We start from the raw sequence: 23,307 nt of genomic DNA, 5'->3' as shown, positions 1-23,307 counted from the left end.
CCCATGCACGCCATGAGTTCGAACCCGCATGTGCTGGAAAAGCAGGAGGACCGGGGGATCTACATCACGCCGGCGGCCACGCCGAACACCTACCGCGCGGTCGGCTGGGTGTCGCGCGGCTTCAAGGACCAGAACGCGGCGATCGCCTTCGGGCGCGAGACCGCGAACTTCTTTTCCGGCAACGGGCTGAACCAGCCGGTCTTCGTGGTGCGCGGTCCCACGTCGACCTGCCGCGAGCCATTCGAAGTGACCGATGGCTGCTCCACCTACTCCGTGGTCGCGCGCATCCAGACCGAGCCCGCCACGCAGCCGCGCCCCGGGATGGCGCTGCGCACCGCGATCATCAACTTCGGGCTGGAGTCGCTTCGAGGGGTCCCGCTGGACGACGGATGCGGCGAGCAGGTCTACATCCACCAGAAATGCCTGGATTCCGACATCGACCTCTACAAGGACGAGCCCACGCAAGCGTTCCGGCTCTCGCGCTTCTACGGCGGCGACTCCCCCGACGCCCAGATGACGCGGTGGATCTACACGGGCACGACCCGTATCGGCCACGCCCATACGGAGGCGGAGCGCGAGCGGCCGGCCGCCGAGCGGGAGCGAGCCTGAGCATGGTGGACTTCAACAAGCTGCTGGAAGAGATGCGCACGCGCACGCCGGAGCAGGCCGCCCAGGCGCGCGAGGAAGTGGAGGCCTCCTACGAGCGCCAGACGCAGGCCCAGATCGACACGCTCACCGAGCAGGTGCGCAAGGCCGAAACCCTCCTGCCAGTGCTCACCCCTGACGAGCGGCGCTTCGTGGCGTCCATGCAGCTGCGCGCGGATCGCCCGGGCAGGTACACGAAGCGCGCTGGTGGCGATCTGCTGTCGCTCTCCGACGGGCAGAAGGAATATCTGCAACGCCTGGCTCTCCGGGCGCAGCAGCCCCGGCCTGCTCCGGGCAGCCGGGCCGAACGCTATGGAAGGCAAAGAGGATGAACCAGCCCATGACCGCCATCGACACCGCGAAGCTGGAGGGCATCGCTCTCCTGTGGGCGTTTTCCCGGGTGCTCGGCCGAGACGACCCCATCTACCGCTACGACGACGGCAGCATCGGTTACATCGGCGGGCCCGACCGGATGGGGCCGCTGAAACCGGACCTTCAGGCAACCGTCGAACGCTTCCGCCTGCACCTGTGCCCGGTCACCTACAACGACGAGCCCGCCTTCGAAGCCTGGGTGGACGATCAGCCGAAAGCACGAACGTCCGCCTTCGGGATCAACGCGATGGATGCAGCCATGCGCAGCGTGGTGCTGGACCGGTTCGGGGACACCGCGGAGGTACCCAGCGAGGTGCTGGAGTTCGCCAGACGGCGCAGCGAGTCCAACGGCGAGCAGCCTGCGCGGGAGCGGTGCGGTGGCTGACCGCGCCCCTGCCGCGGCGCCGGACTCCTTCCTGAGACACCTGCGACACCTGCATGCCTACGCGGCGCGCTACGGCTGGAGCACATCGGAGCTGGCCGATCCGCAGCAGATCATCCTCAAACGCGAGGACGGAGACGGGCGATTCGTTCAGCTTAGGGCCTCGCGCGTCACTGGCGGCCAGTACCACGTGGAGGTGGCCCAGGGGCTGCGCGGCCCCAAGCGCGGCGTCAACGCCCTGAACCTGGAGGGCCAGGTGGCGCACTTCACGGGCCACCGGTTGCTGGTGTGGGACGGCGCGCGCTCGTTCGCCAGCAACGAGATCTTCGAAGTGTTGCGCGGCTACGCGCACGCCAACCCCAAAGCGGCTTCGCGGCCGGCTGCCCAGCTCCACGAGGGAGGCGACGTGCGAAGGGATCGATCGTTCCGGCCTGGCGGCCAATTCTAGGAAGTCACCATGCTGAGAATTGACGGTTCCGCTCGCGCGACGCTCCTTGCAGCGCTGCACTTCTGGAACGAGGAGGGCAAAGGCGACCCTTCCAACCGCACGGACCGGGAGCACCACCTGGCCACCGCCGGTGACAGCGAGATCTCGTTGGACGAGGAGGGAGTCGACGAGCTCTCCGAGGCGCTGCACTTCGGGTGCGAGAGGCCGCAGCCGGCGCCCACCGACGAGAGGGCTGGGCCGCGCTGGCGGCGCGGCGCGGCTGGAGCGACGCCTCCCTTGCTCACGCCCGCGGCGCCGGCGACGCGACCTATGGCGACGAGACGGTGATCGAGCTGCCGGGGGACATCTCCATGAAGGTGCCGGCCTACCCGAGCGAGTGCGACTACGTGCGCGTGGTGGATCGATCGGTCCGGGGCGGTGCCGAGCTCGCCTACTGGACAAGCTCCGAGTGGCGCGATGCGCCCGCCGAAGTCATGGGCGCGCTCATGGGGTTGCTCAAGCAGTACCAGCCGAACCTGGCGCTCGAACTCGCATGCCTGCGCGATGCACCGGTCGCCTACGAGCGCACGGCCGACGAGAACCAGATGGCGCTCTACATCGCCGAGATCACCGAGGGCGAATTCATCGCAGATCCCGAAGTCGCGCGATCGCTGGTGAAGGAGCGCTACCCGCGCGAAGTCTGGGTCCTGGACGCGCAGCGCGGTGACAGCGACCTGGGCTACTGGGAATGGGCGCTGCACCAGGCGGAATCTGCGCTGGACGTGGAACGGGTAACCGCGGCGCCGCGGCAGGCATGAACCAGCCCGTCACGCAGTCGTGCCTGTCGTTCGTCAGGGTGAACGCCAGCGGTGAGGACGCGAGCTTGACGGCCAGCCAGCACAGGTTCTTCGCGGCGATGCAGGGCGACGCGCGAGTGATCAGGCCGCCCCTGGATTCGAGGCATCCCTGCGAGCGGAGGTTGGCGTGAGCCCGCAAGCGGCGGCCGGCCGGCTGGATGAGAGGTAGTTCATGAAGGAGGAAACGATGGACGCGAAAGTGCAAGTGCCCGGCCCCGAGGAGCTGGTGGTCGTGCGCGGATCCGATCTTGGGGAGCTGCGGCGGCTGCTGGAGCAGCTGAGCAACAGCTCGTCCGATGAGGGATGCAGCGACGGGCTCACGGTCGTGGATGGCCGCCCGCTGGAACTCCTGGTGAAGCGGATGAAGCAGGTCGCCACGCGCCCGGTGATGCAGTCCTTGCGAATGGTGAACACGACCTCGGAGCACCTGGAGAGCTTCTTGGTGATCGTGCCCCCCGACTGCTCGATGGAAGAAGCGCGCGCCGCGGTGCTCGCCGCATCCGAGGAGGTCACGGCGGGCCTCGGTGGCGCGGGCGAGCCGGACCAGGACAAGTTCATGTCGGCCCTGGAAGCGCGGGGCGTGCCGGTGCACACCAGCATCGAGGACTTCGGCATCGGGGACTGGGACGACCCCAACGTCGACGCCGGAGAGGAATCGGAAGAGAGTGCTCCGCAGGAGCGAGGAGATCGTGGTGGCTGAGAAATCCGTGGACCAGATGGTCGAGGACCTTCGCGCGGTGAACGCGCGGCATCGGCAGGTGCTCCAGGCGCTGTGCGACGGCAGCCAACTCGTGTTGCGCTTCAGGAAGTGGGAGGCGTACGGCGAGCTGGAAGGCAAGGTGCGACCACTGGGCCTGGCGCTGGAGCATGGCGACTTGCAGACGCTGGTCGAGATGCTTCCCGAAGGCGCGATCGTGGTGAGGCCCGGCCGGCCGGCAACCGACGGCTACTTCGAAGATGCGCGGCCCACCTTCGCGTATGCGCCGGCGCAGCACCGCACGGGGCTACGTGAGCTGCTCACGCTCTCCATGCCCACCCAGCACCTGGCGGAATGCTGCGACCAGCCGGGCGACTCGACGACCGCGGGGCGACGGGAGCGAATGGGCGCGTGAATTTCGGCCGGGACAGCGACCCCGTCCCGGCTCCTTTGCAGATCAGCTGGCCGCGCGGTCCCTGAGCATCTTCACGACCTGCAGCGGCACGGTGAAGCCCTGGGCCTTCTGGTAGGTCCTGCTGGTGCTGTCGTACACAGGGGTGAGGAGAGCCTCGGCGTCCTCCTCCAGTTCCTGTTGCTCCTGCAGCTGCTCCATGAGCCGGTTCACCGGCTTGGTGAAGCCCTTGAGGGATTGGTCCGCAGGCCGCCCGAGCACCTCATAGACCTCGGCGCGGGAGATCTGGCCGCCGTTTTCGATCGCCTTGAGGACCACGCGGCGCGTCTCGCCAGGCAGCTTGTTGATCGCGCCGTGGATGTCCTTGACGCCGCCCCAGCCGCGGTCGGGAACCGTGCCTTCGCGCATCAACTTCCCGTTCGCTTCAGCGATACTCTTGAGGACGGCGCCAGCCTTGGCGAGGCCGGGAAGCTGCTGCTCGACGGCCGCCACACCGGGCTGAGGGAAGAGGGCCAGCAGCTTGGCCAGGGTGGCCGGTGCGTCGGTCACGGAAAGCTGGAAAGAGGCGTTGACGCTAATAGTGATGGTGCTGCTGGGCATGTCATTAACGGCGGGACTGGTCATGAGAGGCTCCTACGTTGGTGTAGGCGTTATTGTGTGCCGTTGAATGCCGTAAGGCAACACTTCCACGCCGTCTGACAATTTATGCTGTAAATATCGGGCTATACCGCGTAAAGTCTTTGGAGGACGATTCCTCCATGCCTGCACCGACGCCCACCACCAGCACGAGAAGATCCTCCAAGCGCGGGCGTGCCGACGGCATCCAGCTTGCTCCTGACCGGGTCAAGGGCTTGCGCGAAGAGGCTGATCTGACTCAGGAACGGGCAGCAACCGGACTGCACCGCCTGGTGAACCCCAGCTGGTCGCCGACGTCGGACAAGGCGCAGCTCACGACGTACCAGCGCATCGAAAGCACCGGAAAGACCTCCCGAAAGCGCGCTGTTGCACTGGCGCAGTTGTTCAGAACTACGCTGGCCGTGCTCCAGGGTGACACACCGGACGACGGACCAAGCTTGGCGCAGCGTGTCGAGGCGCAGTTGCGCGACCAGCTGGCCAAAGGCGCAAACCCCGCCCTCCAGGCCCGGCTCCACCAGCTCCAGCGCGAAGGCGTGGGCGATCGGGTGGAGTGGCTTGCCGGCGACCTTGCGCACGAGATCGAGGAGGCGCAACTCGCGCAAGATCAGGGCGAGCTCAATCGCCTTTCGCGGATCACCGGATGGTCGCAGCAAGACCTCCAAAGCGCTGGGGTTCAGCTGGGCCACTGGATGGTGGTCTCGGGCCTCAACCGGACGTCGCGCATCACCACCGGGCTGCAATCGGCGATTGAGATCGTGAAGGAGGAGGGCGCGGAACTCCTGCGGCTCGCGGGCGACGAAGCTGCGATCACGTTCACGGAGGACCTCCCGTGGTTGCGAATCGAGATCACGAGCGCGCGGTGGGTGATGAGCGGCAGGATGCGGCTCGTGATCAGCGTGGTGAGATGCTTGCCCACTGTCCGCGGGATCCAGTGGCAGAACCCCACATGGCGGGACCGCTCTTGGATCGACCTGCAGTTGCCACGCTGGGCCTATTCCCAGGCCGAATTCGTGACGTGGCAAGGTGTGCGCCACCCCAAGGATATTCGCCAGCTTCGCTTGTTGATCGAGCGGCGCATCGGCGGCGCGGAACCGGAGCAGGTTTCGCTGCACCAGGGCGCGCTCGCCGAGCTGAGCGAAGACCACGCGCAGAGATTCGCCGACGGCGCTTTCACCCATGCTGAGGTGCTGAGGATCGTGCGGCTCGAACTGTTCGATGCTCTGAGTCCGCACCTCGCGGATTGGCCCTTGCAGCACTGGCGTGTGCACCCGGGCGAATCAGGCATCGCAATTACGCTGGACCTGACCGGTGGGACTTACCGCGATCGTTCGCGCCGCGACATCCCAGCCTTCGCAATTCGTCTCGTTGAAGTCGAACAGGACAAACTGATTCCCGCGCCATGGCGGCACAGCAGCCTTGAAGCGACCGCGAAGCTGTTGGCAGAGCAACTGGTCCGGGCACAAGCGCTGCAGGGTCAGGCGCAGGCGCAGGTCGCGACCGGGGCACCGCGCCCGGACCTCTGGCAAACCGGGTAGAGCTCTCTACCCTCCCCTGATCACACGAGTTGCGCGGGCGTTGGTCCCGGGCCGGCGCAGCTCGCCCCATTTTCCGGGACCAGGAGCAAAGTCATGAACGCAACCCTCGAAAACGCACCCAGCAAGGTTCCCGGTCACAAGTCCGGGGAAGGCCGCGGCAACAATCCGCCGAAGAAGTAGGCGAGATGAGGGCATAAGCCGCTCTCGCTGCGGCTGCCCGTAGTCCCGTGCAGCAGCTCCTACAGCAGGCGCTGCTGCACGGGCTGCGGCGTGGGAACGGCGGTCTCCTGCGCAAGCGTGCGTGTGGGAGCCCGCGCCGGCGCGGCTGCCACCGCAGCCTCCACCTGCGCGGGCGACAGCTTGCGCTTCATGAAGTCCTGAACGCGCAAGCGGATCAGGCGGAACAGCGTCTGCGACTCGCCGGTCTGCGCCTCCCCGTCGACGTCGCCGAAGCCACGCTGCACCAGGTCGATCTCCGCGAGCTCGTAGCCGTCGCTGGTGCGCTTCACGGCGCGCAGGCGTTCCAGCGTCTCCGGCTGCAGCGCGGACAGGTCATCGACGTACATGAAGAAGTCGCCTTCGCCGCCGTTGCGCACCAACCGGCCGCGCAGCTGGTGCAGCTGCGAGATGCCGAAGCAGTCCGCATCGCGCACCACCATCACGGACACGCTCGGAATGTCGATGCCGATCTCCAGCACCGTCGAAGCGACCACCAGGCGCCTGGCGCCGCTGCGGAAGGTGTCGATGCTGCGCTTGATCTCGTCGTCGCCCATCTGCCCATGCAACATCACGACCTGGCCGGGGAAGGCGGCCTCCATCACCTGGAAGGCCTTCTCCACCGACTGGGTGTCTTCCTCGTCGGTCGTCACGCGCGGGTAGATCATGGCGGCGCGTTCGCCGCGGGCAAGAGCCTGTCGGATGGCGGCGACCGACTGGCCGCGCGTTTCCAGGTCGATCAGGTGCGAGTGGATGGTCTTTTGCACCGGACATTCGCGCAGGTTCAGGATCTCCATGCCTTCGTAGAGCGTCGCCGCCAAGCTTCGCGGGACGGGCGTGGCTGAGACCTCGAGCACGTGCGTGCCGGGGCCGACCAAGGCCTCGCGCGTGCTGGTGCTTTGCTTGTGCTGCTCGTCGCAGATGAGGAACTGTGGGACGTAGCCGGCCTTGCGGGCCGCGCTCACGAGCCCGGTGGTGCCCACGAGGATGGCCTGTGGATCGTTGATGCGGTCGCCAGCCTCGATGCGCTCCACGTTACTCACGAAAGCGCCGAACTTGTCCAGCGCCTCGCGAGCGATCTGGTCCGCCAGCAGCTTCATCGGGGAGATGATGGCCACGCGCGCGCCAGCGAGGTGCGCCGCGATCGCGGGCACCAGGAAGGCGAGCGTCTTGCCGGTACCCACATCGCCGGAGAGCAGCCCGGACAGGGGCACGGGCTCGGTGAGGCGGTGCGCGATCTTGTGGACCACCTCGCGCTGGCCGCCCGTGAGGGGATGCGGCAGGCCCGCCGCAACGCGCTGGATCTCTTCCGGGTCGACCGGCAGCGGCGCCGATGGGTGAGCAGGGCGGCGGTGATGCCGGAGCGCCGCGGACTGCACCGCCAAGGCACTTATGCGTCGCGCGCACTCCAGCGCGGCGTGGCCTTCGCCGACGCTGGTGGGCTTGTGCAAGGCGCGCAGCAGCTCCGAGAAGGTGGGAAATACGGTCCCGCTTGCGCTCGCACAGGCCTGCATCAGGTTCTGCTCGCGCAGTCCGGTAGCCCCCATGGCCAGCGCAGCGCAGTGTCTCGCCGCGCTGGCGTCCAGGCTCGCCTGGGCGACCAGCAGCTGCACGCGCTCTCCGGCAATCTTTCCCGGGATGCCGGCATACCGGGTCCAGATCCCGTCATGCGCCACGTCGGGAACACGCAGCTCCAGTGACACCGTGAGGTCTCGGCCGAACTTGCGCAGTTGCCCGGTCACCAACACCTGCTGGCCGGCTTGCACGTCCAGCCACGGGGCGGGGCCGGTGAACATGGACAGCTGCACCAGCTCGCCGCGCGCATCCGTCATCTCCAGCTGGGTGCGGCGCGTCTTGAACTGCAGGTTGCGCGGAATGGCCGCCGGGTGCGGGAACGCGTCGCTTGGCACCTCGAACACCAGCCTCTTGCCGCCGTCGAAGCCGCGCATGCGCCCGGTGAAGCAGAGGCGGAACAACTGGCCAGGCTGGTCGAGGAGGTGATAGCCCACCGTGTCGTGCGCGGTGCGGCAGTCGACGTAGGTGGCCGGCGCGCACAGCAGCGCGTGTCGCGGATCCTGCAGTCCCAAAGCCCTCAACGGGTCACGCGGCTTTCTGGGCGCCGGCTTGGCCGTGGGCGGCTTCGGATTGGAGCGAGCGACGGTGACGCCGCCGCGCGGCAGCGCCGGCGGTCGCCCGCCAGGCGCCGTCGCTCCAGTGCGCGCGGGCGGAGCCGGCGGAGCGCTAATCCGCAGGCCCATTGCTCAGGCGCTTGGCGGCCACGGGGCCGATGACCTTGCAGCTCTTGACCGTGCGGGCGATGCCGCGCAGCAGGTCGCCCTCGCCCAGTTCGAGAGCGAATTCGGTCAGGGTCGGGCCGAGCTTCTTGGAAAGCATGCCCAACGCGCCGCCTGCCAGACCGACGCGGCCGACCAGGGCGAGCTCGATCTGCTCGGCGAGCGTGTCGCCGGCGGCTGAAGCGTGAAAGACATCGCCGAGGGCTGCGAGGTCCAGGGGGCGCCCGAGCGCGATCTGCTGCTCCACCGCGATGTGGATTCCTTCGGTGACGTTGCCGCTGCCCAGAGCCAGGCTCTTGTCGCGAACGGGCGTGCGCAGGCGCACACTGGTGCGGTGGCGTTCATGGCCCGGCGCAGCTTCCGCATCGTCCCGTGCGGTGCTGTCGGGCGCGTCACCGGCGAGCGCGTTGCCGCTGGCTGCCGGGCCGGCCGCCGCAGGTTCCGAGTCAGGCTCGGTGCCGGCCTGCGCAGTGGCGGTCGAAGTCGGACCGAGATCGGCCTGGAAGGGGGAGGGTTGGACGCCAGGCGCCGTTGCTGCCGGAGCCTGGCGATCTGCCGGCGGCGAGCTGCCGGCGCTCTCGGAGGCGGGCTGCCCGCCGGCCACCGGCTGGCAGGGCTGCTGCTCGAACTGCGCCGAGGTAGCCATACCGAGCGCACCGGTCATGTCGCTGGTGCCCATCTCCCAACCCGTACTCACCTCGCCGTTCGTCATTGCATGTGCCTTCTGCCGCGTTTCAATCTACCAGCGGGCGCGAGCGTGGGCAAACAGGTTCGCCTGCCAGCTCCCTCCAGCCAGCGCACTCGCACGCCCCATTGTTCTTTCCGATGCTGAATTGCTAGACTTTGTAGAAATACACAGCCGGAGATTCGAATTATGGCGGAAGACGTCGTTCTTTACCTCAACCGCCCGCCGGCGTGGCAGCACTTGAGCGGAGGCCTCGTCAAGGCCCTGGAGGATCTGCCCGCCAAGCTGCAGAAGGCGCCCGCCATCCAGTGGGTCGCCACGGTGAAATCCCTCGTGAGCAAGGGCGCCGCAAAACAGGCGGAGGTGGACGACTGCGAGCTCGTGAAGTGGCTGGAGGACCCGCTGCTGGGGGAGAAGCGGCCGGTGACCCGGGAGGATCTGATCACCCGGGTGAAGGAACGCCAGGTGACGCTCAAGGAGGTCACCCTCGGCAACCCGCGGTACGAGAGCTGGTCGCACATGGGGCTGGTTCGCAACGACCGCACGGCGCGGTACGCGGAGGTCCTGTTCATCGCCAACGACCAGAAGGCGAACATCCAGGACCGGCTGGAGGCGATCGAGTGGGAGATGGACCAGTTCAACTTCGACCTGGAGCGGCTCTCCAGCAACCCGGAGGCCGTGTTGCAGTTGGAGAAGGAGCGTCGGCAGCTGCTCACGGATTTGCCCAAGGCGTGGGAGTACAAGGCTCCGCACTTCACCGAAAGCGCGGGGCGCCACGGCAAGAACCTGCTTGCCCATGGCCGCGAGTTGGTCTGGGGCGACACCTACCTGATCGAGGAAGTCCAGAGCGACTGGGGCCAGCGCGGGCGCATCAACGACTGGAAGACCATTCCCAGGGGCCCCTTCGTCACGGACACGAAGCTCTGGGCGGGCCTGGTGGTGCGGCGCATGCTGCAGCGCGCGGCGATGATCCCGCAAGTCAAGAAGGTGGCCTGGATCCGCGGCTCGATGCGCAACGGCGGCAAGCAGGTCCAGGAGGACAACCTCGACGACTTCTACCTGAAGGTCGTGCGCAGCATCGTGGACAAGGCGATCGCCAAGGGCAACGGGAAGACGGCGATCGCCAACCTGCGCCTCGGCGACACCGTGTGCGCCGACGTGCCGTGTTTCGAGATGACCGATTCGGTGCGCGAGCAGCTACGCGGCACGCAGCCGATGTACTCCCTGACGAGCGTGCGCCACGAGCCGCACGTCTTCACGGACGACAGGCGAGCTGCGTTCTTCGCGCGGGCCAAGCACATGCTCGGCTCAGTCAAGCATGTGATGCTGGTTGACCGCCTCTACGACATTGCGACCGGCCGCGCCGTGCCGGGGCGGCTCGTCAACCGCGTGATGCAGATCGCCCTGAACGCGGAGGATCCGGAATTCGTTCTCGATCACGAGTGCTTCCACTACGCGATGCGGAACCTGTTCATCGAGAGCGAGCGTCATGTCGTGCTGCGCGAGTTCGTCCCGGGCTCGGAGCTGAACCGGCGCACCTACGACACCCTGGTGGAGCGGGGCGAGAAGGATGCGAGCGCGCAGTGCCTCGCCAGCGCGGAGGAGGCAGCGGCCCACGGCTTCGCGCTCTGGGCTCGCGGCACGCTCGACATGGGCCAGAGCCCCGCCCGTGGCTTCTTCGAGGAGGTCCGTGTGCTGTTCTGCGACCTGGTGGCGTGGTTCAACCGCACCATCCAGCAGGAGCAGTGCACGACCTCGGAGGACGTCTTCAAGGCGCTGCTTAACGGCGAGCGCGCGCATCGGGAGGACGGCGTGCAGCGCTGGCGGCAGGCGGCCTAGCACCGACGGCGAGGCTCACTCGCCTGTCACGCGGAGACCTCGAACCAGGGCTGCTTCACCAGTACGTATTCCCCGAGACGTACTCGATCGCCCAGGTCCTCGACCGGAACACTCAGGCCGCCGCTGCCTTGTTGCAGCTGATGCCACTCCTCGAGAAATCCTTCCACACTGACGTCTTGCTGGTCGAGGTCCTCCTCGGTGGGTAGACCCTTGAGTGTCATCGTTGCCATGGCGGTCCTTTTCGGGGTTAAGTCCGCCAGCATACCCGGCCTCTCTCCCCCGCTGCGACCCCAGGTTTGACTCCTGCTGCTACTCGTGGCCGCCTGACCCAGCGCCCATGTCGTAGAACCGGCCAATGGTCTTCTCGAACCCGAGCTTCACGATGCCGATGGCGCCGTCGCGCTGCTTGGCCACGATCCACTCGCAGATGCCGGGCTCCTTCGTGTCCGGGTTGTAGACCTCGTCGCGGTACAGGAACATGATCACATCGGCGTCCTGCTCGATCTGGCCTGACTCGCGCAAGTCGCTCATCACGGGGCGCTTGTTCGCCCGCTGCTCCAGCCCGCGACTGAGCTGGGACAGGGCCACCACGGGCACCCCCAGCTCACGGGCCAGGAGCTTGAGGCCGTTGGAGACCTGGCCGACGTGCACGCGCTGGTCCACACCGTCGGGAGCCTTCACGTTCTGCAGGTAGTCCACGATGATGACGCACTTGCCGTGCTCGGCCACGAACGCCCGGGCGCGGGCCCGAATCTCCGGCAGGCTCAGCCCCGGCGTGTCGTCGATGTAGATGCCGCTTGCCTCGAGCAGGCCCGCGGCTTCGGCGATCCGGCTGATGTCCTCGCCGCTCAGCTCGCCGCTGCGCAGCTTGCTCAGGTCCACCCGGCCCGCGCGGGCGAGGGCGCGCCGCGCGAGAGCTTCCTTGAGCATTTCGGTGCTGAAGATCAGCACCTTGCGCTCCTGGCTCGTGCCCATGCGGTCGGCGATGTTCGCCGCGACGTCCATCGCGGCAGCGGTGTTGTGCGTCACGACGTAGTCGTCGGTGACGTACAGATGCGACGGGTGGCTCACTGCGATGCACTGGCATGGCGCCGTGCGGGTGGGTTCCACCGACACGATGACTGCGTGCTTGTTGCGCTCGCGTTCCGCCGGGGCCCTTGCCAGCTTTTCGGACATCGCAAACAGTGACCTCGGCTCAGGGTGGGCGATGTTGCACACGAAGGCTGGTAGGCCGGGCACGCGTCGCTCCCCCTGGGTGCTGGTGAAATGCGGCTGCTTGTGGTTGATCGAGCACCAGCCGCCCAGCGACCTGACGAGGGTCGCGACATCGCGCGCTAACTGCTCGCTGCAGGTGCTGAAGCGAATTGAGCCCCAAGTCTCCACCCATCCATCCGTGTCCAGCAACCCGCGAAGCAATTCCAGGCGCGCCTCGCGACATGCTTCGAGATAGACGGCTGGAATAAACTTCGCCGAGCTACCCACTCGGTAGAGTCCGAGTCTCTCGATCTGCGCGCGCAGAGGGTTGGGGACCATCCCTTGATGGCCTTTCCTTGTAGGCGCTACGTTGCTCAGACGGTAGTCGCATCCGCCGGCGTAGACCAGATGCACCCCTTCGGGTACGCGCGTGCGCATGTTCTGCAGGACATCCTCGGCCACGTTCGAAAAGCGGAGGGTTTCTCCGCACAGATCCCCGTCCCCGAGCAGTGCCCCCAGAACCCATGGGTCGACGGGAAGTGGGTCGGTGTGGCCAAATGCACCGGTGTGCGCCGTGATCCAAAGGCGTCGGCGGTACCGCTGTCGGGCCAGCATCCTCATCACTGCAGCGGTGCTGAGCACTCGCGGCGCTGCCCACTCGCGGTAGTGGACTTGCCAGAGGTGTTCTGCGCAGCACTCGGCGGAACGGCCGTCAGACAGGGTGAGCCGAAACACCTGGCGCTCCCCTTGGGGAAAGACTCCCGTCACCTGCGAGGGAGCCCCGTCGACGGACGCGAGCCGATCGCCCACTTCGACCTCTCCCATGCGCTTCCACCCGGTGAGGGTCTTTACCTTCGCATCCAACGGCTGCGCCTTCCCCATGGACGGTCGCGCCGCCAGGACGATCAGGTCGCCATCCTGCAAGCCGTCCGTGAGGCGGTCGAAGTCCTCGTGGCCCGTGGGAACAGACGAACCAACGACCTCGCCGTCCATCCTGCGCTGCAGGGTGTCCAGCACGCTGGAGATCGCGCCTTTGATGTGCTCGGGGCCGCTACGGTGGCTCTCGGACATCTTGCGGATATTGCGAATGTCGTCTTCCACCACGCCCATGAGCTGCAGTGCGTCTCCGCCCGACTCGCACATGGCCAGTCCTTGGCGCAGCACCGCGGCGTATCGCCTCAGGAGCGACTGGCTCTTCACCCGCTTGGCGGCAGCCTCGGTCGCAGCATCGTCCGCATTGCATGCCAGGGTGTCGTTGCAGAGAGCGACGATGTACTCCACGCCGCCCGCAAACAAGTTGCGGCTGGTGCAGTAGTCAAGCACTGCGGAAGGGTCATGCGGCAGGCTGTTGTCGTTGAGCGTGCGCACGCTTGACCAGAGCACCTTGTGCTGGTCCAGGTAGAAGTCGTCGTTCGACAGCAACGCCAGCAGGCGGCTGACCAGGGGGGTGTTGGACTGCCGCAGCACGCAGGCAAGCAGGATGCGCTCGCTCGTGTCGGAATACTGGGTCGCCGCGGCGGCGACGCCGGAGGATGTGGGCGCAGCGGCGGAGCTCGCGCCGGGGGCCGAGTTGACGACGGCTTCGGTGGTCATGGTTCGGCGCGCCTAATACTGCACCTTCTCGTCCGCGGAGTTGGGCGTGAAGCGCGGACGGTCATGCGCTGCAGAAGCTGCGCCGGAGGCGCCCGGGCGGCTGGCGGCCCGCGCCGCACCAGCGCCATAGCGTGCGCCGCGGCTGAGGGCAGGCTGACCTCCACCGGCAGGACCGGACGAATGGACCGCGCCCGGAGCGGGGCCCGGTGCCGCCGGCCCTGCGGCGCCCGACGAGCCTTGGTCCGCGCTGGCAGCCGTTCCGGCCGCGCCCGTCTCTGTGGGGGCTCCGCCGCCGGGCAGCGAGGCGTCTGCGGCAGGTCGCGCCGCGGCTGCAGGGGGCCGGGAATCGGACTCGTCCTCCGCTGCCGGCGGTGTGGCGACCGCGCCACCCTCGGCGCCGAGCAATGTGGCAGCAAGCGCGCCCGCTCGGCCCGATCCGATCTGGACGAAGTGGGACTTGATTCGGCCGCTCCACTGGCGATCCGTACCCAGTGCGGCGTCCACCTCCACGAAGTCCCCTACGCCGACGACGGCGCCGTGTTCCATGTGGATCCGCAGCCCGGCAAGCTGGATGGTGCCGTCCAACGGGCTCACCCCCTCGACGTGTCCGGTGAGGCTCGGCGCGCGTGCAAGAATTTTCATTGCGGTCTGTAGTTGACTAATGACACGAAATATAATGGAATCACTCGGCAGCGCCAAACAAGAGGGCGCAGACTATCCGCAAAGATGTACAGCCGCAAACGGTATCGCGTGAAAATCGGATCGCAAGAAGCTAAGCTGAACGAATGACCGCTTCCCCCGTGTCCATGCAGGGCTTGGCCCTCGTTCCGTTCGATCCCGCCTGGCTGTTGGAGAACCGGGCCTTCCTGGCTGGAGATCCAAAGCTGGTGCGCGCCGTGCCCAAGCTTCTGATCCACGCCTGGCGCGCGACGCCCGCGGGGTCGATCCCGGCGGACTTCCAGCGCATCGGATCGCTGTGCGACTTGAGCGATACGCAGGTGGGAGAGCACTTCGATGACCTGCTGGAAGGCTGGGAGCTGCGGGACGGCCGCTTCTTTCACATCGCCATGAGTGCCCTGTGCGAGAAGGTGGCAGCCAAGTTCGGCGAGGTGCTGTCAGACCTGCAGGCACAGGCTGCGGCAATGCCCCAGGCGCCCGAGGAGTTCGAACTCACGGCGCCGACGGTGGAAGCACGCACGAAGGGGCGACGCTTGCTGCCAAAGGACTTCATGCTCACCGACGAGCGGCGCCTCTGGCTGAAGGCCCACGGCTTCGAGACTTCCGAGGACCAGGACTGGATCCTGGAGAAGTTCGTCACCTGGGCACGCAAGGACTCCGAGAAGATGAGCAACTGGGAGGCCGGGTTCCACAACTTCTGCCTCAAGGAGAACAAGCGTTTTCTGCCGAGCCGCCAGACGGCGGTGGTGCCGTTGGCGCCTCCGAACGGGGCTCTGTCTCGCTCGCAGCGTTATGGCGGCTCCGCGTATGGCTCTGCAAACCGTGGTGAGCAGGCGGTGGATCACAACATGCAGATGCTCAGGGGAGGACGCGGTGGCTGAAGGACGTGTCCCCCCCGAGGAATCCATGCTCGCCCTGTCCGAGGTCATGGGCATGACGCGCCACGAGATGACCCAGTTCGAGGCGGAAGCCTGGAAGACCATCATGTGCGCGGTGCCGCCGGAGCAGTTCAAGGCCTACCTGCAGCAGCACGTCTTCACCGGCTCCGGCTTCACGCCCAAGCCCAGCGAGGCCGCCAAGATGCTCGGGCTGGCCGCGGACCCCGACACCGCGTATGCGTCGGTGGAGCGCCTGGTGACGCAGTGCGGCCCTTACCAGCAACCGCCGATCTCCGATCCGGTGCTGGTGAGCGCCATCCAGCACATGGGCGGATGGCTCAACGTGTGCGAGCAGTGGCCCGCCCCGACCGAGAGCTTCGCCGTCAAGGCGATGCGAGAGCGCTTCGCCGCGTGCTTCAACCAGGCCATGGTGGCCGTGAACATCCGCGGCGAGCTGCCCAAGCAGCCGCTCATGAGCCTGACCAGCAAACGCGAACTGCCGTCGGAGCGCATTGCCCACCAGCCCACCGCTCGCCTGGCGGCCCCATCTCCGCGGCCCGCGGACTCCTCCGAGGACCAGTCGGCCGCACCCTTGCCCTCCCGGGCCCAACGCTACGGACCACTCCATTGAGCCCCGAAGAACTCCCTCAAATCAAGGCCGAAGCCCTGCCGCGGCTCGTGCGCATCTGCGTCATGCAGTCCATCACCATCGTGGTGCTGATCATTCTCCTCGGCGTGTCCATGGTGATGGGCATGGCCAAGCGGCCGCAGCTGCTGGGGATCACCGAGTCGGGTCGGGTGGTCCCGCTCGTGCCGCTGGACAAACCCTACGTGAGCGACTCCCGGGTGCTCGGCTTCGCCGACGAGTGCACTCGCCAGGCGTTCTCGCACGACTTCGTGAACTTCCGCCTCACGCAGGCAGAAGCGGGCCAGTGCTTCACGGCCTCCGGTGCTGAGAGCTTCGCCCGCGCGATGGCGCCCCTGCTGGAAGACCTGGAGCAGCGGCGCATGGTGATGTCCATCACCCCCATTGCGCCCCCCACGGTGGTGCGCACCTTCAAGCGCGGTGGCGAGGTTTACAGCTGGGCGGTGCAGTCCGTGATCACCCTGAACCGGGAGGGCACACGCGAGCGCATGACCCCGACCAGCTATGTCGTGGATCTGGTCATCGAGCGTGTGCCGCTGGAGGAGTCGGTGCGCGGCATCAGCGTGGCCCAGATCAACATGCGCCCGGGTGGCGCCAAGAGCTGAAAGGCGGAGGTTTCAAAGCGATGAACGCACAAGCGCACGTGAGCGCCACCATGCTCCAGGGGCTCCCCGCGAGCAGCAAGGAACTGCTGTTCCTGCGTGCCGTGGACGAGGAACTGGCCAGCGTGAAGGAAAGCCATCCCGCCTGGTACGCCGACTACGAGGACATCGACCCGTTCACCGCCGACCGGGACCTGGTGGAGCACCTGCTGCAGACGGCGCCCGACGGATACACCCGCGGCTTGATCACCGGGATGTTGCTCATTCGCCAGCAGATCGCCGCGATTTCCGGAAGGGGCTTCTGATGCGCGCACGCCATCTGGTGACCTTCGTGGCCCTGGCGCTGGCCGCTGGCGGGCCCTTCGCTCAAACGGGCATCAGCCGATCGGCGGCGTCGCCCGCCGGCGCGGTACCCGCCACGCCTGCTCCCGTGCAGGCGGCCCCCGCTCCGGTGTTGCCCGCCTCGGCGCCCTCCCAGCAGCCGGCCAGCATGATGCCCGCGCCCATTGGCAGCGGTGGTGGCGCTGCGCCCATGCCGGGTGGCCCGCTACCCGGTGCCGCAGCTCCGAAGCCGCTGGACCTGACTAAGGAGGCGCTGGACCGCACCGCGCCTCTGACGGCCGATGAGATCCTGCAGCTGCGCAAGGAACTGGTGAAGCGCAGCCAGGCGGCGCAGCAGCCGCTGGTGCCCGTGGCCAAGCCGACCCGCCGCGTTGTGCGTCTGGACCTGAGCCCCGGGGCTTCGCCGGAAGTGGTTCGCACGGCTTTCGCGCAGGGCACCGTCGTGTCGTTCGTCGACGCAGCGGGCCGCCCGTGGCCGGTGCTCACCGCGGACAACTACAACCCCGAAGGCTTCGACCAAGCGCTCTTCGGCACCAGTGCCGTATCCATCGGCGTGAAGAAAGAGGGCTCGCGCGCGGGCAGCGTGGCCGTTCTTCTCGAGGGACTGAACACGCCCATCACCTTTTCGATGGTCACCGGCCAACAGGAAGTGGACTACACGGTCGAAATGCAGCTGCCCCGGTACCTGCCCGGCGCGCCGGCACCCGTCGGAGCGGTGGAGCAGATGAAGTCGCTCGGCGCTGCCGACCTCATGAACTACTTGCTGAACACCCCGCCACGGGAGGCGCGGCAGCTGGTGTCCGACAGCCCCAACGTGACGGCCTGGCAAATCTCCGCCGAGCGAATGATCGTGCGCACCGATGCACTGGTTGCCGCGCCCGCGTGGCAGCGTAGGCAGTCCTCCACCAGCGGGGTGAACGTGTACGACCTGCCGATCACGCCCGCGCTCGTGGTGAGCGCGCAAAGCCAGCTCATGACAGTGCGCCTGAGTGGGTTCATCGGAACGAAGGAGCAGCGCTGATGACGCAGCAGATCATCGAGCCCACCGAAGTGGCAGGCGAGAGCATGGAAGTGGCCGGCGGCGAGGCGCCGCAAACGGGCAAGCGCAGCTTCGATCCGTCCTTCAAGCGCAACATGAAGATCCTGGGTGGGATCTTCGGCCTGTGCATCGCGGCGGTGCTGTTCGTCGTGCTGCGAGGCGGCCCCAAGGCGCAGCCGCAGGGACCAGAGTCGAATCTCACGCTCGGAACCACTCAGCGGCAGCAGGTGGACGGCGTCACACCCGACATGGCGCAGAAGCTCGAGCGCAAGCAGCTGGAGGAGGCTGCCGCTGCCAAGAGCCGCGGGGAGACCTACATCCCGCCCGACACGGTGGGCTCCGTGCAGCCGGTGCAGCCCGGCGGCGCTGGCGGAGCGGGCCCGTCGTCCTACGCCGTCGGTGCCGCCCCGGTGAACGCGTACGCGGCGAACAGTCCGGAGGACCAGACCCGGCGCGAAGGTCTTGCGCGGCAACTGGAAGCCATGCTGCGTGACACGTCGACGTCCGGCGCCATCCGCCAGCGCGTGCAGATGGACGCACCGGCCGCCGGAACGGGCCAGGCGACTGCTCAGGCCACCGCCACTTCGGTGTCCGGCGCTGGTGCAGCGCCGCCGGCCAAGCGCGAGGTGGTGGGCGGGCTCACGGTCCACGCCGGCGAACTCACGAGCGACCTGAATATTCCGGCGAACGCGACCGGCTTTGCGACCGGTCGTATCACTGCGGGCCCGGCCGCCGGCGCGTTCCTGACCGGGACGGCCAGGGTGGTCGACGAGGCGCTGGAGATCACCTTCTCCAAGATGCGCCTGAACGGGAAGGTCTACTCCGTCGACGCGAAGGTGCTGGACGTGACCACCGCGGGCGCCGCGATCGCCGGCAACGTCGATCGCCGCATCCTGCAGCGCTACGTCTACCCGATCACCCTGGCCATGGCCCAGGGCTTCTACACCGCCAAGTCGCAGACCGGCACCACCGTAGTCGTGGTCGGCGGTTCAGGCTCCGCAGCGACCGGTCTGCAGCAGCCGGCGCCGACCACGGAACAGGCCGTCGCTGCCGGCGTCTCCAAGGGCCTGGAACTCGGCTCGGCCGAGGTGCAGCGCCAGGCGCAGGTGCCCATCGTGGTCAGCCGCAGCCGAGGCGTGCCGGTGGGGCTGCTGTTCAACGCCGCTGTCACGGAGGACCAATGAGCCAGACGCATGACAGTCCGGTGGCCGACGACGACGGCACGCATGACGATCCGTGGGGTACGTTGAACGCCACGCGCCAGACGAGCGCGACGGAGAACTTGGGCGCGGCCGGCGGGGAGCCGTTCCATGATGGGGAGCACGTCGTCGATACGACCGCGACGGAAGTGCCCACGCCTGCCAAGAATTCGATCGTGCCGAAGCTCGTGATCGGGCTGGTGATGGTCGCGGTGCTGGGGGCCACCGGCAGCGGCCTGTACAAGCTGTACCGCGGGATGTTTCCCCCACCGGAGATCGCCGCGGCGGAGCCGCAGGTGGAGGTCCCGCGGCAGCCGCCCTCCGCGGCTGCCGCTCTTCCCGGCGTCGCGCAGCCTGCCGGCGTTGCCAGCACGATCGGAGCTGCGCCGGCTACTCCGCAGATCGATCCCACGGCGGTGGCGGCCGCGCCTTCTGCGGCCACGGTGGCGAGCACGCCCTCCCTGGTGGCGCCTGCTGCGAAGCCAGTGGATGCGCCAGTCGTGGCGGCGCCGAAGGCGAGCACTGCCGCACCGGTTGCCACGCCGCCAGCGGCGGCGGAGCCGCTCGCAGTTGCCGAGGCAAAGCCCGCCCACCAGGCTGCTGCGCTGCGGGCCTCCAAGCCGCACACCGCGCCGAAGCCCGGCCGCGCAGCGACTCAGGTTGCGAGCAGCCAGCACGTGAAGGCGAAGCCCGCAAGGCGCGCCGCGCCGGCGACGAGCACGCCGCCTGATGTGGCGTCTGACGTGGAGCAGTCGGCGTCAGCCGTACTCGTGGGCTACCGCGTCGAGTCGATCGAGCCGCGCTTCGGAGAGCACCAGAACGCGTGGGTACGCCGCCGTGATGGCCGCCTCGTGGTCCTGAGCGCCGGTGACGCGTTCGAGGGTGGCCGCGTCACGAGGGTCGATGGCGCTGCCTTCCAGGTGCAGACCACCAATGGGGTGATTCGGTAGTGCCTGACATCTCCAGCTCGCTCAACGGGTTTCGGGCCCTCTCGGACAACCTGATCCCGTTCCTGCTTACGTCTGCCTCTGTGGTGGCGGGGCTGGTGATGATCTACACGGCCATCCGCAAGCTCTACTCGCTGGGCAAGCAGGGTCACTACAACGCGCAAGGCCCGACGATGTTCGGCATCGGGGCGCAACTGCTCCTGGGCGGGCTGATGTTGCGCCTCGGCGCAACCATGCAAGACGTCTCCGTGATGCTGTTCGGCTCGCAGATCCAGGACATCCGGGGCGTGATGGCGTACGCGCCGCTGCCGGCGCAGGCGGGCTTCTGGAAGCAGGTGCTCGAGGTGGTGCTGCTGTGGGTGCTGATGCTCGGATGGATGGGCGCATTCCAGGGGCTTCTGCTTTGGCACAAGGGCGCGCGCGGCGGCGATTCGGGACAGAGCGGCGACTACTACTGGCGCGGCTTCTGGCACATCTTGGGTGGAGCAGCGGCGGTGAACCTGACCGGGATGCTCCAGAGTTTTTTCGGCAAATAGGGCGAAGGGCCCGCAACTTGTAGGAGAGAGGGAATGAAACACACCATCAACCGCATCCGCCTGTCGGTGTTCGCCGCCACGGCGCACGCTGTCGCATCGCCGGCGACCCCGACGCGCGCCTCTGCGCGCATCGGCTTCATGCTGGGCACGATCGTGGGCCCGAGTCTCGCCGGCGCGCAGGGCTTCATCACCGGGTTCCAGAACCTCAACTCGCTGGGCAGCCAGGTCGTGGCGCTTCTGACGGTCATCGGCCTCGTCGGCGGGCTGGGCATGATCCTGGGCGGCCTGTTCTCGGCCTACAAGAAGTACGACAACCGCGGGGGCGACGACGGCGGCTGGGGCAAGATCGCCGTCCAGATCGGCGCGGGCGGCCTGGGCATGGCGCTCGGGTGGGTGGGCACGAACGTGGTGGCGACGATGGGCGGCAGCGCCAGCGACATCGGCAAGTCCCTGCGGTAGCGCAACGTGTCGTTCCGCCTGGACGCCGAAATCGGTAGCGCCTGCGCCTCAGCGCGCGCGCTACTTGGCCGGGGAAGCGCTGCCCGCCGCGGCGCCTCCGCGACCGCCGGGCGGCTGCACATGTTCTCGCCCGCACTCTCCTGCCGCGTCGCGGCCTCGTCCCTCGTGGGCGCGGCCTGCGCCGCTGCGCGGGCCGTGCAGCGCAAGGACCGTCATCCTGCCAAACAGCCGCGGCCCGAACCGGCCGCGAGGGGAGAGGTGCGGTGAGCAAGCTTCAGCTGGGCGTCATCCGTGACGAGCGCTATTACCGTGCGAACAACGCACAACGCGAGCGCGCCGATGCGGAGTACCGCGCGCGCCGGCCGGCGTCGATGGCGGCCGGGAAGTACCGGTGCATCTACTGCGGCCACGAATCGCAGAAGCACAACGAGTGCCATCACATGGATGGCAACCATGCGAACAACGCGCCCGATAACCACAAGGTGGTGGACACGCTGTGCCACGCGTATCACCACCTCGGCCAGCGCGCCGCCAGCGAGCGCTTCGCGGCGGACAACCTGGGTGACCGCACGATCCTGGCGGCCATCCCGGAGATCTCGGCGGAGGACCTGAACCTGCTGCAGCGCATCGCAGGCGTTGCCCTGCTGGACCCGAAGGAAGCCCCGATGGCCAAGCAGGTGCTGCAGACCCTGGCCAAGCGGCACCGCCCGGTCGGTGAGGCATTCGGCACCTTCCTGCCTGGCGACTTCGCCGCGGCGATGGTGCGGCTGGACGAGGAAGCCTACCAGCACCGGGGCACCACGATGGGCAAGCTGCGCATGCTCTTTCACGAGGACTTCCTCAGAAAGCAGGGCGAGAAGTTCAAGGACGATTACCCGGCGTTGCCGGTACAGACGTGGGAAAGGATCGCGGCAGATGCTGAAGTTCCCGGCGCGCGCGGCGCAGCCTGAGCAGGAGGAGCCTCTCACGCGCGGGCGCCTGCCTCGGTTCGGCGTGGCTCTGTTCGACGAGTCGCGGCAGTCCGGGTGGGCCTGCCTGGTGGACATGCAGCCGTTTCGCTTCCGGCAGCCGCAGGACCTGCCCAACGACTGCGTGTGGGTGTGCTCCGCCACGGGTACGGATTTCCGTCCGTGGGCGCAACTGGCCCACATTCGCTCCGCCGACTACGTGAGCAAGCTGCACTACCTGGCGCACGACTACGGCCTGCGGGTCGAGGGCGAAGGCAAGTTCGGCCAGCTCGCGCAGCAGGCCTGCGCGCAACTGGCGCCCACGATTCACCGAACCATGGTGATTGCCTCGCAGGTGTACGGCTGGACCGATCCGTCCACGATGCTGCGCGGCGTCAGTCTGACCGAGGACATCCGCAAGTGCCTCGTGGCGCCGCCGGCGCCGCGCAACTTCATGCGCGGAATGTTGCAAAGCGCCTACCAGAGCTACTCCAAGCCGGTAGTGCACGCCTTCAACCGCGCCTCCGGTCCCGAGATCACGATCACGATGCGCTACAACCGCCTGGAGTACGCGAAGAGGCTGTTGGCGCAACAGATTCCCGATGGGCACTGGACCTGCGTGTCCGACAGCGCTGGCTATCCGCTGGACAAAGCCCTCGACCCCGCATATCCGTCGCTGGTCACCGCCACGGTGGAATTCGTCGGCAAGGACGCGGAGATCAGCGACCTGTGCGCCTTCGGCGCCGACGCGAGCCGCGGGATGCTGCGATCCCACATTAGCCAGCCAGAGCTGCAGTGGTTGTCCAAGCATGCCCGCATCCACATCACCAGCGCCCACGTGGCGGCCACGGGCAAACCGTTGCCTTCCAATGCGCAGCTGCCCGAGCTGCTGACCTCCGACCCGCTGTTCTCGCTGTCGGTGCCGGCAGGGCTGGTAGCCGAAGCGCACTGGAAGGCGATCGGCACGCCCACCTACAACCCGCGCGCCGCGTCGGGCGACAAGCGCGAGTTCAGCAGCTGGGCTGTGTGGCTGCGCGCGCACGATCGCGCCTTTTCCTTCGAGCTGGCGATGGCCGCTCACCAGGCGGGCTTCCGGGTGCTGGGATACGGCAACGGAGCGGCCACGGTGAGGGTCGAGAAGGAGCGGCTGCCGCAGCTGCTGGATTTCTGCATGGAAAACGAAATCGCGCACCCGGCGTTCCGGTCCATCTTCCAGGACCATGGACTCTGTGCCGACGAATAAGGTGTAC

The 23,307-nt window shown here is 67.6% G+C and carries 25 protein-coding genes; 20 read left to right on the top strand and 5 right to left on the bottom strand.

Annotated elements, in window-relative coordinates; all coding sequences use genetic code 11:
* Positions 1–3 precede the first annotated feature (3 nt).
* The 7 genes from WG923_RS14395 to WG923_RS14365 all read left to right on the top strand — a co-directional run bounded on the left by WG923_RS14395 (position 4) and on the right by WG923_RS14365 (position 3,795).
* Entirely contained in the window at positions 4–609 is a 606-nt protein-coding gene (locus tag WG923_RS14395) for a hypothetical protein (protein ID WP_340351673.1), read from the top strand.
* A 2-nt stretch (positions 610–611) separates the two neighbouring features.
* A complete protein-coding gene (locus WG923_RS14390) occupies positions 612–977 on the top strand; it encodes a hypothetical protein (protein ID WP_340351672.1) in 366 nt (121 codons plus the stop codon).
* 8 nt (positions 978–985) lie between these two features.
* Positions 986–1,402, top strand: coding sequence for a hypothetical protein (locus WG923_RS14385; RefSeq protein WP_340351671.1), 417 nt, complete (start codon positions 986–988; stop codon positions 1,400–1,402).
* A complete protein-coding gene (locus tag WG923_RS14380; protein WP_340351670.1) occupies positions 1,395–1,847 on the top strand; it encodes a hypothetical protein in 453 nt (150 codons plus the stop codon). Before WG923_RS14385 ends, WG923_RS14380 begins: the two co-directional genes overlap by 8 nt.
* A gap of 194 nt (positions 1,848–2,041) precedes the next feature.
* On the top strand, positions 2,042–2,644 hold the full coding sequence (locus WG923_RS14375) for a hypothetical protein (protein WP_340351669.1): 603 nt from the start codon (positions 2,042–2,044) through the stop codon (positions 2,642–2,644).
* Positions 2,645–2,855: 211 nt separating this feature from the next.
* A complete protein-coding gene (locus WG923_RS14370) occupies positions 2,856–3,383 on the top strand; it encodes a hypothetical protein (protein WP_340351668.1) in 528 nt (175 codons plus the stop codon).
* On the top strand, positions 3,376–3,795 hold the full coding sequence (locus tag WG923_RS14365; RefSeq protein ID WP_340351667.1) for a hypothetical protein: 420 nt from the start codon (positions 3,376–3,378) through the stop codon (positions 3,793–3,795). The genes WG923_RS14370 and WG923_RS14365 overlap by 8 nt, the downstream gene beginning before the upstream one ends.
* 42 nt (positions 3,796–3,837) lie before the next feature.
* Here the strand turns inward: WG923_RS14365 and WG923_RS14360 are convergent, their stop codons facing one another.
* A complete protein-coding gene (locus WG923_RS14360) occupies positions 3,838–4,416 on the bottom strand; it encodes a hypothetical protein (RefSeq protein ID WP_340351666.1) in 579 nt (192 codons plus the stop codon).
* A gap of 134 nt (positions 4,417–4,550) precedes the next feature.
* Between WG923_RS14360 and WG923_RS14355 the strand changes: the two genes are divergently transcribed.
* Positions 4,551–5,963, top strand: coding sequence for a hypothetical protein (locus WG923_RS14355; RefSeq protein ID WP_340351665.1), 1,413 nt, complete (start codon positions 4,551–4,553; stop codon positions 5,961–5,963).
* A 239-nt stretch (positions 5,964–6,202) separates the two neighbouring features.
* Here the strand turns inward: WG923_RS14355 and WG923_RS14350 are convergent, their stop codons facing one another.
* Both WG923_RS14350 and WG923_RS14345 read right to left on the bottom strand, forming a co-directional pair.
* Entirely contained in the window at positions 6,203–8,275 is a 2,073-nt protein-coding gene (locus WG923_RS14350) for a helicase-related protein (RefSeq protein ID WP_340351664.1), read from the bottom strand.
* Positions 8,276–8,420: 145 nt separating this feature from the next.
* A complete protein-coding gene (locus WG923_RS14345; protein WP_340351663.1) occupies positions 8,421–9,185 on the bottom strand; it encodes a hypothetical protein in 765 nt (254 codons plus the stop codon).
* A gap of 162 nt (positions 9,186–9,347) precedes the next feature.
* Between WG923_RS14345 and WG923_RS14340 the strand changes: the two genes are divergently transcribed.
* Entirely contained in the window at positions 9,348–10,997 is a 1,650-nt protein-coding gene (locus WG923_RS14340; protein WP_340351662.1) for a hypothetical protein, read from the top strand.
* A gap of 26 nt (positions 10,998–11,023) precedes the next feature.
* Here WG923_RS14340 and WG923_RS14335 read toward each other — a convergent pair whose 3' ends face one another.
* A complete protein-coding gene (locus WG923_RS14335) occupies positions 11,024–11,227 on the bottom strand; it encodes a hypothetical protein (RefSeq protein ID WP_340351661.1) in 204 nt (67 codons plus the stop codon).
* Positions 11,228–11,306: 79 nt separating this feature from the next.
* On the bottom strand, positions 11,307–13,784 hold the full coding sequence (locus tag WG923_RS14330) for a DnaB-like helicase C-terminal domain-containing protein (RefSeq protein ID WP_340351660.1): 2,478 nt from the start codon (positions 13,782–13,784) through the stop codon (positions 11,307–11,309).
* Between the two features lie 785 nt (positions 13,785–14,569).
* Between WG923_RS14330 and WG923_RS14325 the strand changes: the two genes are divergently transcribed.
* The 11 genes from WG923_RS14325 (at position 14,570) to WG923_RS14275 (ending at position 23,300) form a co-directional block, all read left to right on the top strand.
* On the top strand, positions 14,570–15,343 hold the full coding sequence (locus WG923_RS14325; protein ID WP_340351659.1) for a hypothetical protein: 774 nt from the start codon (positions 14,570–14,572) through the stop codon (positions 15,341–15,343).
* A gap of 25 nt (positions 15,344–15,368) precedes the next feature.
* The gene (locus WG923_RS14320; RefSeq protein ID WP_340351658.1) at positions 15,369–15,971 is read left to right on the top strand and encodes a hypothetical protein; all 603 of its coding nucleotides are present in this window, start codon (positions 15,369–15,371) and stop codon (positions 15,969–15,971) included.
* A 62-nt stretch (positions 15,972–16,033) separates the two neighbouring features.
* Complete coding sequence (locus WG923_RS14315) at positions 16,034–16,591, top strand: DotI/IcmL family type IV secretion protein (RefSeq protein WP_340351657.1); 558 nt, start codon at positions 16,034–16,036, stop codon at positions 16,589–16,591.
* Positions 16,592–16,611: 20 nt separating this feature from the next.
* Positions 16,612–16,893, top strand: coding sequence for a hypothetical protein (locus tag WG923_RS14310; protein ID WP_340351656.1), 282 nt, complete (start codon positions 16,612–16,614; stop codon positions 16,891–16,893).
* The gene (locus WG923_RS14305; RefSeq protein WP_340351655.1) at positions 16,893–17,951 is read left to right on the top strand and encodes a DotH/IcmK family type IV secretion protein; all 1,059 of its coding nucleotides are present in this window, start codon (positions 16,893–16,895) and stop codon (positions 17,949–17,951) included. The genes WG923_RS14310 and WG923_RS14305 overlap by 1 nt, the downstream gene beginning before the upstream one ends.
* On the top strand, positions 17,951–19,153 hold the full coding sequence (locus WG923_RS14300) for a hypothetical protein (protein WP_340351654.1): 1,203 nt from the start codon (positions 17,951–17,953) through the stop codon (positions 19,151–19,153). The genes WG923_RS14305 and WG923_RS14300 overlap by 1 nt, the downstream gene beginning before the upstream one ends.
* On the top strand, positions 19,150–20,118 hold the full coding sequence (locus WG923_RS14295) for a hypothetical protein (protein WP_340351653.1): 969 nt from the start codon (positions 19,150–19,152) through the stop codon (positions 20,116–20,118). The genes WG923_RS14300 and WG923_RS14295 overlap by 4 nt, the downstream gene beginning before the upstream one ends.
* The gene (locus WG923_RS14290) at positions 20,118–20,651 is read left to right on the top strand and encodes a hypothetical protein (protein ID WP_340351652.1); all 534 of its coding nucleotides are present in this window, start codon (positions 20,118–20,120) and stop codon (positions 20,649–20,651) included. The genes WG923_RS14295 and WG923_RS14290 overlap by 1 nt, the downstream gene beginning before the upstream one ends.
* A 33-nt stretch (positions 20,652–20,684) precedes the next feature.
* Entirely contained in the window at positions 20,685–21,110 is a 426-nt protein-coding gene (locus WG923_RS14285; RefSeq protein ID WP_340351651.1) for a hypothetical protein, read from the top strand.
* Positions 21,111–21,373: 263 nt separating this feature from the next.
* Positions 21,374–22,060 (top strand): hypothetical protein, encoded by a 687-nt coding sequence (locus WG923_RS14280; RefSeq protein WP_340351650.1) that lies wholly within the window; start codon positions 21,374–21,376, stop codon positions 22,058–22,060.
* Positions 22,026–23,300 carry a hypothetical protein gene (locus tag WG923_RS14275; protein WP_340351649.1) on the top strand — a complete coding sequence of 425 codons (1,275 nt, stop codon included), beginning with the start codon at positions 22,026–22,028 and terminating at the stop codon, positions 23,298–23,300. The genes WG923_RS14280 and WG923_RS14275 overlap by 35 nt, the downstream gene beginning before the upstream one ends.
* Positions 23,301–23,307 lie beyond the last annotated feature (7 nt).

The organism is Ramlibacter sp. AN1133, from assembly GCF_037890035.1.
In the GTDB taxonomy this organism is placed as follows: Bacteria; Pseudomonadota; Gammaproteobacteria; order Burkholderiales; family Burkholderiaceae_C; genus Ramlibacter.
This window is presented reverse-complemented; position numbering and strand designations above follow the sequence as displayed.